Source organism: Acidovorax sp. 22279, assembly GCF_052045435.1.
GTDB lineage: Bacteria > Pseudomonadota > Gammaproteobacteria > Burkholderiales > Burkholderiaceae_C > Acidovorax > Acidovorax delafieldii.
In genome coordinates this window covers 87,505-102,434 of record NZ_JBQEOV010000014.1, presented here as the reverse complement: position 1 = coordinate 102,434, position 14,930 = coordinate 87,505, and the positions used below count along the sequence as shown (strand labels likewise).

13 protein-coding genes are annotated in these 14,930 nt (G+C 63.0%); 6 read left to right on the top strand and 7 right to left on the bottom strand.

Going from position 1 to position 14,930, the window contains the following annotated elements; genetic code table 11:
- Window positions 1-54: 54 nt before the first annotated feature.
- The 6 genes from ACTJKQ_RS18400 to ACTJKQ_RS18375 form a co-directional block, all read right to left on the bottom strand.
- Window positions 55-381 carry an FAD assembly factor SdhE gene (locus tag ACTJKQ_RS18400; protein ID WP_056064900.1) on the bottom strand — a complete coding sequence of 109 codons (327 nt, stop codon included), beginning with the start codon at window positions 379-381 and terminating at the stop codon, window positions 55-57.
- A gap of 33 nt (window positions 382-414) precedes the next feature.
- A complete protein-coding gene (locus tag ACTJKQ_RS18395) occupies window positions 415-1,119 on the bottom strand; it encodes a succinate dehydrogenase iron-sulfur subunit (RefSeq protein WP_015015057.1) in 705 nt (234 codons plus the stop codon).
- Between the two features lie 21 nt (window positions 1,120-1,140).
- Window positions 1,141-2,949 (bottom strand): succinate dehydrogenase flavoprotein subunit, encoded by a 1,809-nt coding sequence (gene sdhA, locus ACTJKQ_RS18390; RefSeq protein ID WP_008906046.1) that lies wholly within the window; start codon window positions 2,947-2,949, stop codon window positions 1,141-1,143.
- A gap of 22 nt (window positions 2,950-2,971) precedes the next feature.
- Window positions 2,972-3,337, bottom strand: a complete 366-nt coding sequence (gene sdhD / locus ACTJKQ_RS18385; RefSeq protein ID WP_015015055.1) for a succinate dehydrogenase, hydrophobic membrane anchor protein — start codon at window positions 3,335-3,337, stop codon at window positions 2,972-2,974.
- Window positions 3,338-3,400: 63 nt separating this feature from the next.
- Window positions 3,401-3,835 (bottom strand): succinate dehydrogenase, cytochrome b556 subunit, encoded by a 435-nt coding sequence (gene sdhC, locus ACTJKQ_RS18380; protein WP_056064896.1) that lies wholly within the window; start codon window positions 3,833-3,835, stop codon window positions 3,401-3,403.
- Between the two features lie 133 nt (window positions 3,836-3,968).
- Window positions 3,969-4,757 carry a GntR family transcriptional regulator gene (locus ACTJKQ_RS18375; protein WP_056064891.1) on the bottom strand — a complete coding sequence of 263 codons (789 nt, stop codon included), beginning with the start codon at window positions 4,755-4,757 and terminating at the stop codon, window positions 3,969-3,971.
- A gap of 236 nt (window positions 4,758-4,993) precedes the next feature.
- On the opposite strand from ACTJKQ_RS18375, the gene ACTJKQ_RS18370 reads away from it, so the two are divergent.
- The 6 genes from ACTJKQ_RS18370 (at window position 4,994) to sbmA (ending at window position 14,263) form a co-directional block, all read left to right on the top strand.
- Entirely contained in the window at window positions 4,994-5,980 is a 987-nt protein-coding gene (locus ACTJKQ_RS18370) for a malate dehydrogenase (protein WP_056064888.1), read from the top strand.
- A 20-nt stretch (window positions 5,981-6,000) separates the two neighbouring features.
- Window positions 6,001-7,068, top strand: coding sequence for an HpcH/HpaI aldolase/citrate lyase family protein (locus tag ACTJKQ_RS18365; RefSeq protein WP_436079188.1), 1,068 nt, complete (start codon window positions 6,001-6,003; stop codon window positions 7,066-7,068).
- 32 nt (window positions 7,069-7,100) lie between these two features.
- Window positions 7,101-7,742 (top strand): hypothetical protein, encoded by a 642-nt coding sequence (locus tag ACTJKQ_RS18360; protein WP_056064883.1) that lies wholly within the window; start codon window positions 7,101-7,103, stop codon window positions 7,740-7,742.
- A gap of 88 nt (window positions 7,743-7,830) precedes the next feature.
- Window positions 7,831-10,422 carry a bifunctional aconitate hydratase 2/2-methylisocitrate dehydratase gene (gene acnB / locus ACTJKQ_RS18355; protein ID WP_099730771.1) on the top strand — a complete coding sequence of 864 codons (2,592 nt, stop codon included), beginning with the start codon at window positions 7,831-7,833 and terminating at the stop codon, window positions 10,420-10,422.
- A 145-nt stretch (window positions 10,423-10,567) separates the two neighbouring features.
- Window positions 10,568-13,123 (top strand): ankyrin repeat domain-containing protein, encoded by a 2,556-nt coding sequence (locus ACTJKQ_RS18350; RefSeq protein ID WP_440597662.1) that lies wholly within the window; start codon window positions 10,568-10,570, stop codon window positions 13,121-13,123.
- 150 nt (window positions 13,124-13,273) lie between these two features.
- Window positions 13,274-14,263 carry a peptide antibiotic transporter SbmA gene (gene sbmA / locus ACTJKQ_RS18345; protein WP_056064875.1) on the top strand — a complete coding sequence of 330 codons (990 nt, stop codon included), beginning with the start codon at window positions 13,274-13,276 and terminating at the stop codon, window positions 14,261-14,263.
- Between the two features lie 104 nt (window positions 14,264-14,367).
- Here sbmA and ACTJKQ_RS18340 read toward each other — a convergent pair whose 3' ends face one another.
- Complete coding sequence (locus ACTJKQ_RS18340) at window positions 14,368-14,913, bottom strand: response regulator transcription factor (protein WP_056064872.1); 546 nt, start codon at window positions 14,911-14,913, stop codon at window positions 14,368-14,370.
- Between the last annotated feature and the right edge of the window lie 17 nt (window positions 14,914-14,930).

Sequence of the window (14,930 nt, the reverse complement as noted above, 5' to 3'; positions counted from 1 at the left end):
CTTTCCTTGGGTAGGTTGCCGATACGAATCCGGTCTTGGTGCGAGGGCTGGGTGTCAGGCATGCACTGCCGTGGCGCCACCGCTTTGTCTCAGCATGCCGAGCACTTCACGCGCTTCTTGTGTGTCTTGTTCGCCCGAGGGCTCTCGCCGCCGCAGCAGCAGGTCCAGCAGGTCGTTGTCCGCCAGATCCATCAACGCGTTGAGGCCCTGGGCATGGCGCCGCGTCAGCGTCGATTCGAAGCGGTGGAAGAACTTCTCGATGAACAAGTCGTTCTCCAGCAAGCCGCGCCGGCAGCGCCAGTGCAGCTTGCTCAGCTCGCGTTCGTCCAGCAGCGGCGAGGCCGCCTCTGGCGCGATGGATGGGGTGGATAGCGTTTGCATGGACCGGTGTGTAGGACGATGAACGGGCCGCGCTCAGATGGCGCGGCGCACCATCAATTCCTTGATCTTGCCGATGGCCCGGGTGGGGTTCAGACCCTTGGGGCACACGTCCACGCAGTTCATGATGGTGTGGCAGCGGAACAGGCGGTACGGGTCTTCCAGGTTGTCCAGGCGCTCCGTGGTGGCTTCGTCGCGGCTGTCGGCGATGAAGCGGTAGGCCTGCAGCAGGCCAGCGGGGCCCACGAACTTGTCGGGGTTCCACCAGAAACTGGGGCAGCTGGTGGAGCAGCTGGCGCACAGAATGCACTCGTACAGGCCGTTCAGCTCTTCGCGCTCTTCCGGCGACTGCAGGCGCTCGGTTTCGGGCGGCACGTTGTCGTTGACGAGGTACGGCTTGATGGAGTTGTACTGCTTGAAGAACTGCGTCATGTCCACGATCAGGTCGCGGATGACTGGCAGGCCGGGCAGGGGCTTCAGGACCACGGTGCCGGGCAGCGTGTTCATGTTGGTCAGGCAGGCTAGGCCGTTCTTGCCGTTGATGTTCATGGCGTCCGAGCCACAAACACCTTCGCGGCAGGAGCGACGGAACGACAGGGTGGGGTCTTGCGCCTTGAGCTTCATCAGGGCGTCCAGCAGCATGCGTTCGCTGCCGTCGAGCTCGACTTCGACGGTCTGCATGTAGGGCTTGGCGTCCTTGTCAGGATCGTAGCGGTAGATTTGGAAGGTGCGTTTTGCCATGGTGGGTGCTCCTGTATCCGTTTAGAACGTGCGAACCTTGGGCGGAACTGAGTCCACGGTCAGGGGTTTGAGTTTGACGGGCTTGTAGGTCAGGCTGTTGCTCTCGCTGTGCCACAGGGTGTGCTTCATCCAGTTGGCATCGTCGCGGCCCAGTGGTGCCACTGGATCGTCTGCGGGGCGCTCGTAGTCGCTCACGGTGTGGGCACCACGGCATTCCTTGCGGGCAGCGGCAGACACCATCGTGGCTTGCGCAGCTTCGATCAGGTTCTCGACTTCCAGCGCTTCGATGCGCGCGGTGTTGAACACCTTGGAGTGGTCCTTCAGGCCCACGCTGTTCACACGGTTGCGCAGCTCGGCGATCTTCTTGACGCCTTCGTCCATGCTCGCTTGCGTGCGGAACACACCGGCGTGCAGTTGCATGCTGGCGCGGATGTCGTTGGCCACGTCCTGGGCATATTCGCCGCTGCTGGCGCCTTGCAGGCGGTTGAGGCGCTCCAGGGTGCGGTCGGCCGCATCCTTGGGCAGGGGCTTGTGGTTCTTGTTCTTGTCGTTGAACTCAACGATGTGGTTGCCGGCTGCGCGGCCGAACACCAGCAGGTCCAGCAGCGAGTTGGTGCCCAGGCGGTTGGCGCCGTGCACCGATACGCAAGAGCATTCGCCCACCGCGTACAGGCCGTTGACCACGAGGTTGTCATTGCCGCCTTGCTGCACCACCACCTGGCCGTTGATGTTGGTGGGAATGCCACCCATCTGGTAGTGGATGGTGGGCACCACAGGGATCGGCTCCTTGGTGATGTCCACGTTGGCAAAGTTGACGCCGATTTCGTACACCGAGGGCAGGCGCTTGTGGATGGTTTCTGCGCCCAGGTGGTCCAGCTTGAGCAGCACGTAGTCCTTGTTGGGACCACAGCCACGGCCTTCCTTGATCTCCTGGTCCATCGAGCGGGACACGAAGTCGCGCGGTGCCAGGTCCTTCAAGGTGGGCGCATAGCGCTCCATGAACCGCTCGCCATTGCTGTTGAGCAAAATTGCGCCTTCACCGCGGCAGCCTTCGGTCAGCAGCACGCCCGCGCCGGCCACGCCGGTGGGGTGGAACTGCCAGAACTCCATGTCTTCCAGCGGAATGCCGGCGCGTGCGGCCATGCCCAGGCCGTCACCGGTGTTGATGAAGGCGTTGGTCGAGGCAGCAAAAATGCGGCCTGCGCCGCCAGTGGCCAGCAGCGTGGTCTTGGCTTCGAGGATGTGCAGGTCGCCGGTTTCCATCTCGAGCGCCGTCACGCCCACCACGTCACCGTCGGCGTCGCGGATCAGGTCCAGGGCCATCCACTCCACGAAGAAGTTGGTGCGGGCCTTGACGTTTTGCTGGTACAGCGTGTGCAGCATGGCGTGGCCGGTGCGGTCGGCTGCAGCGCAAGCGCGTTGCACGGGCTTTTCGCCATAGTTGGCGGTGTGGCCGCCGAAGGGGCGCTGGTAGATCGTGCCGTCGGTGTTGCGGTCAAAGGGCATGCCCATGTGTTCCAGGTCGTACACGACCTTGGGGGCTTCGCGGCACATGAACTCGATCGCATCCTGGTCGCCGAGCCAGTCGGAGCCCTTGATGGTGTCGTAGAAGTGGTAGTGCCAGTTGTCCTCGGACATGTTGCCCAGCGACGCGCCGATGCCGCCCTGGGCAGCGACGGTGTGCGAACGGGTGGGGAACACCTTGGAGAGAACCGCAACGTTCAGGCCCGCGCGGGCCAGTTGCAGGGATGCCCGCATGCCGGAGCCGCCGGCTCCGATGATGATGACGTCGAACTTGCGCTTGGTGATGTTGGCTTGTGTGTAGCTCATTGTGTACCTTCAATCGCGGGAATCAGAGACGCCACAGAACCTGGATGCCCCAGCCGGCGCAGCTGACCAGCCAGACAATGCTGAACACTTGCAGTGCCAGACGCAGGCCCACGGGCTTGATGTAGTCCATCAGGACTTCGCGCAGGCCGACCCACGCATGCCAGGCAATCGCGACGATCACGGAGAAGGTCAGCACCTTCATCCATTGGGCCGAGAAAATGCCCGCCCATTTGTCGTAGCCGATGGGGCCTTTGGAGAAGATGACCTGGGCCAGCAGGGCCAGGGTGAACAGTGCCATCAGGACTGCCGTGACACGCTGGCTGAGCCAGTCGCGCAGGCCATAGTGGGCGCCGACGACGACGCGCTTGGAACCGTAATTGACGGACATGGAAATTTCCTCTCGTTCTTCAGCAGGCGCTGGCTGGCAGCAACCGCCGTTTTTGTGGGTTGATCAGTACAGACCGAAAAGCTTGGCGCCCAGCACCAGGGCCAGCCCAATGCTGATGACCAGAACGGTCAGGGCAGAGCTCTTGCCAAATTGCTTGTTCACGGCGCTGTGGCTCACGTCCATCCACAGGTGGCGCAGGCCGGCAGTGAAGTGGTGCAGATAGGCCCAGATCAGGGCCAGAGCGACCAGCTTGATGAACCAGCCGGGTACAAAACCGATGCCGATATTGAAGGCCGCCGAGAATTTGGCGAACGAGATTTCGGAAGACACCGAGGTGTCGAACATCCAGATGATGAAAGGCAGCAGCAGGAACATGATCAGTCCGCTGGCGCGGTGCAAGATCGAAACCCACGCGGCAGGCGTCATGCGGTAGGTCGTCAAGTCCTTGAAGGCATTGATGTTGCGGAATTCAGGCCGTTTTTTGGCTAGTTCTGTCATTTCTGGTGCTTTCGTGGATGTAACTGCTTTGTAATTTGAAGATGCAAAGAACGCAAAATTCTATTGCAACGCAACACAAGGGTTTAGCCGGGCTTGAAATTTTCGACGTTAATGCTCGGGTGCCAGCCTGCTGTCAGCTCAATTCATTACGGTAGTGGTGGGTATCGGTGCGATACAGCCCGCGGCGTAACTCCATGGGAACATCGTTGTAGGTGTAGGCAATGCGCTCGACGCTCAGCAGCGGTGTGACGGGTGTGATTTGCAGCAGCTGGGCTTGTTCCTCGTCGGGCAGCACGGCGCGGATTTTTTCTTCGGCCCGCACCATGCGCACGCCAAAGTCGAGTTCGAACATGGCGTAGGTCGGTCCCTGGTAGTTGGCGAGCTGCTCGGCCGTCAGGCCTTTGAAGGCTTGTCCGGGCAGCCAGATGTCTTCCAAAATGGTGGGCACTCCTGCAAACGATAGGATGCGCCGGGCCTGCATGACGGCATCGCCGCTGCGCAGCGCCAGTGCACGGGCCACATCGGCGTTGGCCCGCACGCGGCGGCAATCGATCACGCGGCGCTGCGCAGGGCCTTCCACGCGGGCGTCTCCGGTGTCGGGCAACAACTTCAGAAATCGGTACTGCACATGCTGCTCGGCGTGGGTGGCGACAAAAGTGCCTTTGCCCTGCCGGCGCATCACCAGGTTCTCTGCGGCCAGTTCGTCAATCGCCTTGCGTACGGTGCCCTGGCTGACGCGAAAACGTGCAGCCAGCTCCATTTCGCTCGGAATGGCCTCGCCAGGCTTCCATTCGCCCTGCTGCAGGCTTTGCAGGATCAGCCCCTTGATCTGTTGGTACAGCGGGCTGAACGCTGGCGTGGCGGCTCCCGCTGCGCTCTGCGGGGGCGCGGGGCTGTCTGCTGCGAACGGAAGCGATGACATGGTGTGGGATCTGTAAGTTGTGCGTGTGTTGTGGTGCGGCAGTGCGGTTGCCACATGACAATCGAACGACAAACGGGGTGCAATCATATCTTATATAAGACATAAGACAAATTGACCGGGGTGTCCAATCAGGGGTAAACTCCAATGCTGTTTTGCGGGGCACGGGCTACTGGTGACAGGCGCTGGTGCTTGCGTTGCACTCACACCTGTTTTCCTCACTTCCTGGAGTTTTCACCATGAGCAAGAAGCCCGTTCGCGTTGCTGTCACCGGCGCCGCCGGTCAAATCGGTTACGCACTGCTGTTCCGTATCGCCTCCGGCGAAATGCTGGGCAAGGACCAGCCGGTCATTCTGCAATTGCTCGAAGTCCCTGTCGAAGGCCCTCAAAAGGCGCTCAAGGGCGTGATGATGGAGCTGGACGACTGCGCCTTCCCGCTGCTCGTCGAAATGACCGCCCACAGCGATCCCATGACGGCCTTCAAGGATGCCGACTACGCACTGCTGGTCGGCTCGCGCCCACGTGGCCCTGGCATGGAGCGTGCCGAGCTGCTGGCCGTCAACGGCGCCATCTTCACGGCACAAGGCAAGGCCCTGAATGCCGTGGCTTCGCGTGACGTGAAGGTGCTGGTGGTGGGCAACCCTGCCAACACCAATGCCTACATCGCCATGAAGTCGGCCCCTGACCTGCCACGCAAGAACTTCACGGCCATGCTGCGCCTGGACCACAACCGCGCTGCCAGCCAGATCGCCGCCAAGACCGGCAAGGCTGTGGCCGACATCGAAAAGCTGACCGTGTGGGGCAACCACTCGCCCACGATGTACGCCGACTACCGTTTTGCCACCATCAAGGGCGAAAGCGTGGCCAAGATGATCAACGATCAGGAGTGGAACGCCAACACATTCCTGCCCACCGTTGGCAAACGCGGCGCCGCCATCATTGAAGCCCGTGGCCTGTCGTCGGCAGCGTCTGCAGCCAATGCCGCCATCGACCACATGCGCGACTGGGCCCTGGGCACCAACGGCAAGTGGGTCACCATGGGTGTTCCATCCAACGGCGAATACGGCATTCCCAAGGACACGATGTTTGGTTTCCCCGTGACCTGCGAAAACGGCGAGTACAAGATTGTTGAAGGTCTGGACATCGACGCGTTCTCGCAAGAGCGTATCAACATCACGCTGGCCGAACTGCAAGGCGAGCAAGACGGCGTCAAGCACCTGCTGTAATCAAGCTGGTAAACGACGCGATGCAGCCGACGCCTTTGGCATCGGGCCTTCGGGCCGTCCAAGCCTCTGTACCGGGGCTGGGCGTTGCGTCCGTCCATCCGCGCGATGTGTTGCTCGGCGCCCAGGCGCAGACTGGTTTTCTGCCAGTCTGCGACCACTACAGCGGCGTGGAAGTGCGCATGCGCAAAAGCCTGCAATTGCAGGCAGAGATGACGCAGGAATTTGGCACCTGCGTCTTTGATGTCACTCTCGATTGTGAAGATGGCGCGCCTGTCGGGCTGGAGTCCCAGCATGCGTCGCTGGTGGCACGCCTGGCAGCCGCTGCGGCTCCAGAGGCTCGGGTAGCGGCTCGTGTTCATGCGGTGGATCACCCAGCTTTTGCCAATGATGTCGCCACCATTGTGGGCGAGGCAGGACACAGGCTGTGTCATCTCATGGTGCCCAAGGTCGAGTCGGTGGATGATGTGCTGTTGGCTGAACGTGCGTTGGAGCGCGCGTCGGCGGCTCATGTGCCTCTGCATGTGTTGATCGAGTCCCCCGCTGCCGTGCAGCGCGCTTTTGAAATCGCTTCCCACCCCCGCGTCCAGAGCCTGAGTTTTGGTCTCATGGATTTTGTGTCCGCCCATGGAGGCGCCATTCCCGCGCAGGCCATGACCTCTGCCGGGCAGTTCACGCACCCGCTGGTGGTGCGTGCCAAGCTCGCAATCGCCTCGGCGTGCCACGCGCATGGCAAGGTGCCTTCCCATTGCGTGGTGACTGAGTTTTCGGACATGGCAGCCCTGCAAGGTGCTGCCGGCCGCGCATCGCGCGAGCTGGGCTACACACGGATGTGGAGCATCCATCCGGCGCAGATCCGCACCATCCTGCAGGCCTTTGCGCCCCTGCAGGACGATATCGACACCGCAGCCCGGATCATTTCGGCGGCAGCCTTGGAGGACTGGGCACCCATCAGTGTGGATGGGGTATTGCATGACCGTGCCAGCTACCGCTTTTATTGGCAGATTCTGGAGCGCGCCCACAGCACTGGGCGCGCACTACCCTTGGCGGTGCGTCACTGGTTTGACGCATCGACTCTCGTTCCATCGTGAACACCCCTGGACATTTCCACGCAGGACTTCCCATGAAATTCGTCATTGCCTCCGCTCTCATGTTGCTGGCTCCGGCCTTTGCCTTGGCACAAACAACAGCCCAGCCAGCGGCCAAGTCCGACACCAAGGCTGCAGCCAAACCCGCTGCCAAGCCAACCGCCAAGACGGCCGCCAAGCCAGCAGAGGGCAAGACCGCAGCCAAGGCTCCCGCCAAGAGCCATGCCACTGCCAAGGCCGAACCCACCAGCAGCCGTACCCAGCTCAAGAGCGCCACCAACCAGGTGGCGGCCGGCATCATCGCCGCTGAAGCAGCCCTGTCGCCCGCCGAACTGGCGATTGCAGAGCGCGTGCACGTGGGGCGCATGCCCTGTGAGCTCGGTGCTTTTGTCACTGTGACAGCCGATCCCGCCACCCCAGGCCACTTCCATGTGGAAGGCAAGGGTTTCAAGTACTACATGTCGCCGGTCGCGACGACCACGGGCACGGTGCGCCTGGAGGACGCCAAGGGTGGTGCCGTGTGGCTGCAGATCGCCAACAAATCCATGCTGATGAACCAGCGCGCTGGTCAGCGTCTGGCTGACGAGTGCATGAGCCCTGAGCAGGTGGTGGTGGCAGAAGCCATCAAGAAGAACCCGCCTGTGAGCGTGCTGGACCCGCTGCCCGCCACCAAATAAAAAACCGCGCGCACCCATCAACGACTGGTGTGTGCCGAGCCGAACGCTACACGCTACGCCCCACTTTAGAACGCAACTGGAGAAAACAATGTTGAAAGCCTACCGAGACCATGCTGCCGAACGCGCCGCACTGGGTATCCCCCCTCTGCCCCTGGACGCCAAGCAGGTGGCTGAGCTGATCGAATTGATCAAGAACCCACCCGCTGGTGAAGAGGCCTTTTTGCTTGACCTGCTCACCCATCGTGTGCCGCCTGGCGTGGACGACGCTGCCAAGGTCAAGGCCAGCTTCCTGGCTGCCGTGGCGCACGGCGACATCACCGTGGGTCTGATCTCCAAGGCCAAGGCCACGGAACTGCTGGGCACCATGGTGGGTGGCTACAACGTGCACCCGCTGATTGAATTGCTGGACGATGCCGAAGTGGCAGGTGTGGCCGCAGAGGGTCTGAAGAAGACGCTGCTGATGTTCGACTTCTTCAATGACGTCGCTGTGAAAGCCAAGGCAGGCAACGCCAAGGCGCAGGAAGTCATCAAGAGCTGGGCCGATGCCGAGTGGTTCACCACCCGTCCTGAGGTCGAGAAGAAGATTACCGTCACGGTGTTCAAGGTGCCCGGTGAGACCAACACTGACGACCTGTCGCCCGCACCGGATGCCTGGAGCCGCCCAGACATCCCGCTGCACTACCTGGCCATGCTGAAGAACACCCGCCCTGATGCGGCGTTCAAGCCCGAAGAAGACGGCAAGCGTGGTCCGATGCAGTTCATCGAAGACCTCAAGAAGAAGGGCAACCTCGTGGCCTACGTGGGCGACGTGGTGGGCACCGGCTCCAGCCGCAAGTCGGCCACCAACAGCGTGATCTGGGCCACCGGCCAGGACATCCCGTTCGTGCCGAACAAGCGTTTTGGCGGCGTGACCCTGGGCGGCAAGATCGCTCCCATCTTCTTCAACACGCAGGAGGACTCGGGCTCGCTGCCGATCGAAGTCGATGTGTCCAAGCTCGAAATGGGCGACGTGGTCGACATCCTGCCCTACGACGGCAAGATCGTGAAGAACGGCGCCACCGTGGCCGAGTTCAAGCTCAAGAGCGATGTGCTGTTTGACGAAGTGCGTGCCGGTGGCCGTATCAACCTCATCATCGGTCGTTCGCTGACGGCCAAGGCCCGCGAGTTCCTGGGCCTGCCAGCCTCCACGCTGTTCCGCCTGCCCCAGGCACCTGCCGCTTCGAAGGCCGGCTTCACCCTCGCTCAGAAGATGGTTGGCCGCGCCGTGGGTCTGCCAGAAGGCCAGGGCGTGCGCCCCGGTACCTACTGCGAACCCAAGATGACGACCGTAGGCTCGCAAGACACCACCGGTCCGATGACCCGCGACGAGCTGAAAGACCTGGCCTGCCTGGGCTTCTCGGCCGACCTGGTCATGCAGTCGTTCTGCCACACGGCGGCCTACCCCAAGCCCGTGGACGTGAAGACCCACCGCGAACTGCCTGCGTTCATCAGCAACCGTGGTGGCGTGGCCCTGCGTCCTGGCGACGGCGTGATCCACAGCTGGCTCAACCGCCTGCTGCTGCCTGACACCGTGGGTACGGGTGGCGATTCACACACGCGTTTCCCCATCGGTATTTCGTTCCCCGCAGGCTCTGGCCTGGTGGCTTTCGGCGCTGCTACGGGCGTGATGCCTCTGGACATGCCCGAGTCGGTGCTGGTGCGCTTCAAGGGCGAAATGCAGCCGGGCGTGACGCTGCGCGACCTGGTGCACGCGATTCCTCTGTACGCGATCAAGGCCGGTCTGCTGACGGTGGCCAAGGCGGGCAAGAAGAACATCTTCTCGGGCCGTATCCTCGAAATCGAAGGCCTGCCCAACCTGAAGGTCGAGCAAGCGTTTGAGCTGTCGGACGCTTCGGCAGAGCGTTCCGCCGCCGGTTGCACCATCAAGCTCAACCCTGAGCCGGTCAAGGAATACCTCACCAGCAACGTGGTGCTGATGAAGAACATGATCGCTGACGGCTATGCCGATGCCCGCACGCTGCAGCGCCGCATAGAGAAGGTCGAAGCCTGGCTGGCCAACCCCAACCTGCTCGAAGCCGACAAGGATGCCGAATACGCGGCCGTCATCGAGATCGATCTGGCCGACATCAAGGAACCCATACTGTGCTGCCCCAACGATCCGGACGACGCCAAAACCCTGTCGGAAGTGGCCGGCACCAAGATCGATGAAGCCTTCATCGGCTCTTGCATGACCAACATCGGCCACTTCCGCGCGGCCGCCAAGCTGCTCGGCGGTAGCCGTGACATCCCCGTCAAGCTGTGGGTGGCACCGCCCACCAAGATGGACGAGAGCGAACTGATCAAGGAAGGCCATTACGCCAACTTTGGTGCTGCCGGCGCCCGTACCGAAATGCCCGGCTGCTCGCTGTGCATGGGCAACCAGGCGCAGGTGCGCGAAGGCGCTACGGTGGTGTCCACCTCCACCCGCAACTTCCCCAACCGCCTGGGCAAGAACACCAACGTGTTCCTAGCCTCCGCCGAGCTGGCCGCCATCGCGTCCAAGCTGGGCAAGATCCCCTCGGTGGCTGAATACCACGAAGCCATGGGTATCGTGAACAAGGACGGCGCTTCGATCTACAAGTACCTGAACTTCGACCAGATCGAAGAGTACGCAGAAACCGCCAAGGGCGTCACCGCCTGATCCTCGCGTTTTTTTGCGCAACAGAAGCGGCCCTCAGGGGCCGCTTTTTTTTGGCCCACCTTGGGTGTCACACAAACGTCATTCATTCGTCACTATGCTGGAGCCCATAACAAGACATCCATAACAACAACAAAAGGAGGGAGCCATGGGCAACACGATGGGACGAGGGGTTTTGCTGGTTTTCTGCGCCATCTTTGCGGTGGTGTTCGGTGCCGGCGGGTATTGGGCAGGTTTGCGGCCCTTGGCTGAAACGGCGCTGGCAGCCTGGACCGTGCGCTCATGGCAGCCTGTGCCGGCCCAGGTACTGGATGTGCAACTGAAGCAGCACGCGGGCAGCGAGGGTGGCACCACCTACCAGGTGCTGGCCCGGTACCGCTACACCGTGGCGGGCCAAACGTACGAAGCGCAGCGCGTGGGGCTGGACCCGAACTCCAGTGCCGACAACGTCGGCGACTGGCAGGCGCAATGGCACCGCGCCCTGCGCCAAGCGCAGGAGCGGGGCGAATCCATCACCGCCTGGGTCAACCCCAAGGCCCCGGCCCAAGCCCTGCTGGACCGCAGCATACGCTGGCGGCTGCAAATTTTTCGGCTGCCGTTTGCCCTGGTGTTCACCGGCGTCGGGGGGGCTGCTGCATGGATGTTTCTGCGCATCTTGAGGCGCCCCCAGGACGATGTGCCAGACCTGGAGCCAACGCATTCCCTGGCCAAGGGGCAGGGGGCGCTGTGGTTCTTCGCGGTATTCTGGTGTGGCATCGCTTTCCCTATGGCCGCCTTGTTCTGGTCGGACGGCAAAGGGCCCTGGTGGGCCAAGGGCTTCATGGGCGTCTTTGTGGTGATCGGCGTGGGCCTGGTCGCTGCCGCCTGGCAGAACAGCCGCAAGGCCTGGCGCTACCAGGGGGTTGGTATGACGGCCCTGCCATCGCGGCCCACGGCGGGGCGATCGGTCGAAATCACGCTGGTGTTGCCTGCGCGGGCTGTGCAGCAAGCGGGGTCCGAAAACCTGCGCATGCAGCTGGCGCAATACCGTGTGGACGAATCCAGCTCCGGTTCGCCCGAGCGCCAGGTGGAGGTACTGAACGCCACGGCGCGGCACCAGTCGACGGGCGATGGCGGCATGCGACTGGTAGCGCGTTTTGAACTGCCTGATGACTCCCCCACCCATGGTTCGCGGCGCGGTGGCGAGCGGGTGGACTGGCGACTGGAACTGGTGCGCGCCGATGGTGCGCTGGAGCTGGCGTATGACCTGGCGGTCCAGGCCGCCACCCCGTCCTGGGCTGAGGCCGCTTCGGTGCCGGACCGCTTTGACCGGCGGGCGCAGTGGACGCAGGAAGTCCCCATCGAGCAGGTCGTCTTGGGCCGCGATGCCGCCTCTCAGCCGTTGGATCTACCGGGCATGGGGAAGTCTGCTGAATCCCCAGGCTTTCTTCCCCCTGGCGTGCGTTTGACCGAGACGCCAGATGCCTGGTCCCTCGCGTTCACGCAGACCGCTTGGCGCTGGTCCGCGGCGGTGGCCCTGGCTTTGCTGGCGCTGGAGTGGTGGGTGAACGACCGCATCCAGCCCCGCGCCCTGGTGCTGCCGAGCGGCTTTTGGGGTTGGTTGGCTGTGTTGGTGCTGCCTGCCTGGGCCTTGCATGCCGCCACCCGGCGGTGGACGCTGCGGGTGCAGGACGATGGCCTGGTCGTGCGTCGCGGCTCTTGGGTTTGGTCTCGCGTGGCGACGTTGCCAGGCGAGTCCAGCCAGTCGCTGGTGCACAAGCTGCAGTTCACGGCGGGGACCCAGGCCTACCACGCGGTGCTGGGCAAGGATGCATCAGGGCATTCGCAAACGCTGACACCAGGGCTGAGCGGCACGGCTGCCGCGCAGGCCGTGGGCCAGGCCGTGGCACGTGCGTGGCTGGATCGTCGGGGGCGCTTCACGCCAGGGGCGCAGCGGCCCCAGGTGGCTGCCCATTCACGCCCAGCCTGGGGTGGTTGGGCATGGCTCTTGGCCTTTGGCTTGCTCGTGTGGTGGGCCCATGGCGGGCGTGCGGTGTGGGGGGCAGGTCGCAGCGCTGTACTGCAAGCCCCTGCGGCAGTGGCTTCATCGCGCATTTGGGCGCCTGCAGATGCCCGCCTGATGGACGCTCAGAACGCGGGCGATGCCAGCGCACTGGCGCAGGCCCTGCGCGATGGCGCCAACCCCAACCTGCTGGCAGACACCGGCTCCTCCGTGCTGATGCTGGCCGCCCACCGGGGGCAGTTGGCGCATGTGGAGGCGCTGCTGCAAGCCGGGGCCGAGCCCGATCTGCGGCAGACGGCCAAGGACAGCGAGCGCGGCGATACGGCCCTGCTGCGGGCCTTTTATGGCGGCCATCTGGCGGTGGCGCAACGCCTGGTGCAGGCGGGTGCCAGCCTGCAAGCCCGCAACCGCTGGGACTGGGGCCCCGTGCACATGGCCGCGCAAAGCGGCTGCGTGCCTTGCCTGGATTGGCTCAAAGAGCAAGGGCAATCGCTGACCGAACCCGCGCCCGCCAGCCGAGGCGAGACCCCCGCCATGCTGGCCGCAGCCAAAGGGCGGGTGGCCGTGCTGCGTTGGCTGGATGAGCATGGAGTGGATCTTTCGCAGAAAGACCCGCACGGAAAGAGCGCGTTGGATTGGTCGCGCTGGGGTGGGCAGCAGGCGGCTCAGGAATGGCTGGAGCAAAGGGCCCGGCCGCGCTAGCCAGAGGCTGGCGCCGAGTCTGCGCGCGGTGCGAAGGCTGGTTGGCCGGTGTCTGCCCCGGCGGCAGGCGATCAGTGGCATTGTTTACTGCGGAACGATCATTGCGTGTGGCACTCAGAATTCGCAGAACCATTCCAACACGGCACTACGATGTTCAAGTCCTTCTTTTTCGCCCGCCGCTGGTGGGCCTGGTCCATCTTGGGTTCTCTCGTCATTCTTCTGGCCACGGCTTACCGTGTGCAGCTGGACGTGCAGATCAACGACTGGTTCGGCAGCTTTTACGATCTCATACAGGAGGCTCTGGGTAAGCCTGGCAGCATCACCGCAGAGCAGTTCTGGGGACAGCTTTCAACCTTCGCGCGCATTGCCATGATCTATGTGACGACGGCGGTGCTGGCGGATTTTTTCAGCAAACACTACATCTTTCGTTGGCGGCAGGCGATGAATGAGCACTACATGGCGGCCTGGCCACGCCTGCGGCACATCGAGGGTGCGGCACAGCGTGTGCAGGAGGACACCATGCGTTTCGCCCGCACGATGGAAGATCTGGGCCTGAGTTTCATGCGCAGCCTCATGACGCTCGGGGCCTTTCTGCCGGTGCTCTGGACGCTGTCCGACAAAGTCACTGCGCTGCCCTTGATCGGCGCCGTTCCGCATTCCCTGGTCTGGGTCGCACTGGCCTGGTCACTGGGGGGCACGCTGCTGCTGGCCTGCGTGGGTGTGAAGCTACCGGGGCTGGAGTTTCACAACCAGCGGGTGGAGGCGGCGTACCGCAAGGAGCTGGTGCTGGGCGAGGACGACCCGAACCGGGCTTCTCCGCCCACGGCGGCTGAGCTGTTCGCGGGTGTGCGCCGCAATTACTTCCGGCTGTTTTTCCACTACCTGTACTTCGATGTGGTGAAGTGGTCTTACCTGCAGGTGAGTGTGCTGGTGCCCCTGGTGGCTTTGGGCCCCACGCTGATCGCGGGGGTGATCACCCTGGGGGTGATGCAGCAGATTGCCCGGGCCTTTGACAAGGTGCTGGAGTCGTTCCAGTTTCTGGTGCTGAACTGGAGCACGGTGGTGGAACAGATATCGATCTACAAGCGTTTGCGCGCTTTCGAGCAGCAGATGCTGAAGGCGGTGCCTGAGGCTGCCTGAGTGCTGTTTGGGAGCCGCAGGAGCGCGTGACCGGCCGTGCAGATTGCGCCCCGCGAGATGGATCGGCACCGAAACAGGGGAGGGCGGGTCCAAAGCCGTTGCGGCTAACGCACCTGTTTCTTTTCGAGCTTGCGTGTGAGGGTGCGGCGGTGCATACCCAGGCGCCGCGCGGCCTCTGACAGGTTGAAGCCTGTTTCAGCCAGCACCTCGTTGATGCGTTCCCATTCCAGCGTCTTGATGGAACTGGAACGGTTGGTCAGTTCCACCTCGGCATTGCCTTCTTTGAGCCCAAACGCAGCTTCAATGTCGTCGGTGTTGGAGGGCTTGGCGAGATAGTGGCACGCGCCCAGTTTCACGGCTTCCACGGCGGTGGCAATGCTTGCAAAACCCGTGAGCACCACGATCAGCATCTCGTCGTCAGCGGCGTGCAGTGTCTGCACGCAGGCCAGGCCTGAGGCCTCTCCCTTGAGCTTGAGATCCACCACCGCATACCCGGGCTGGTGCTGCTCCAGCAACACCTCTACGTCGGCCAGGCTCGCTGCCTGCAACACGCTATAGCCGCGCCGTTCAAACGAGCGGGCCAGCGTGCGCGCAAAGGCTTCGTCGTCCTCGACGATCAGCAGCTGTCGTTGCGCTTCTTCAGTGTCCACGGTGGGTTCTTTCGTTC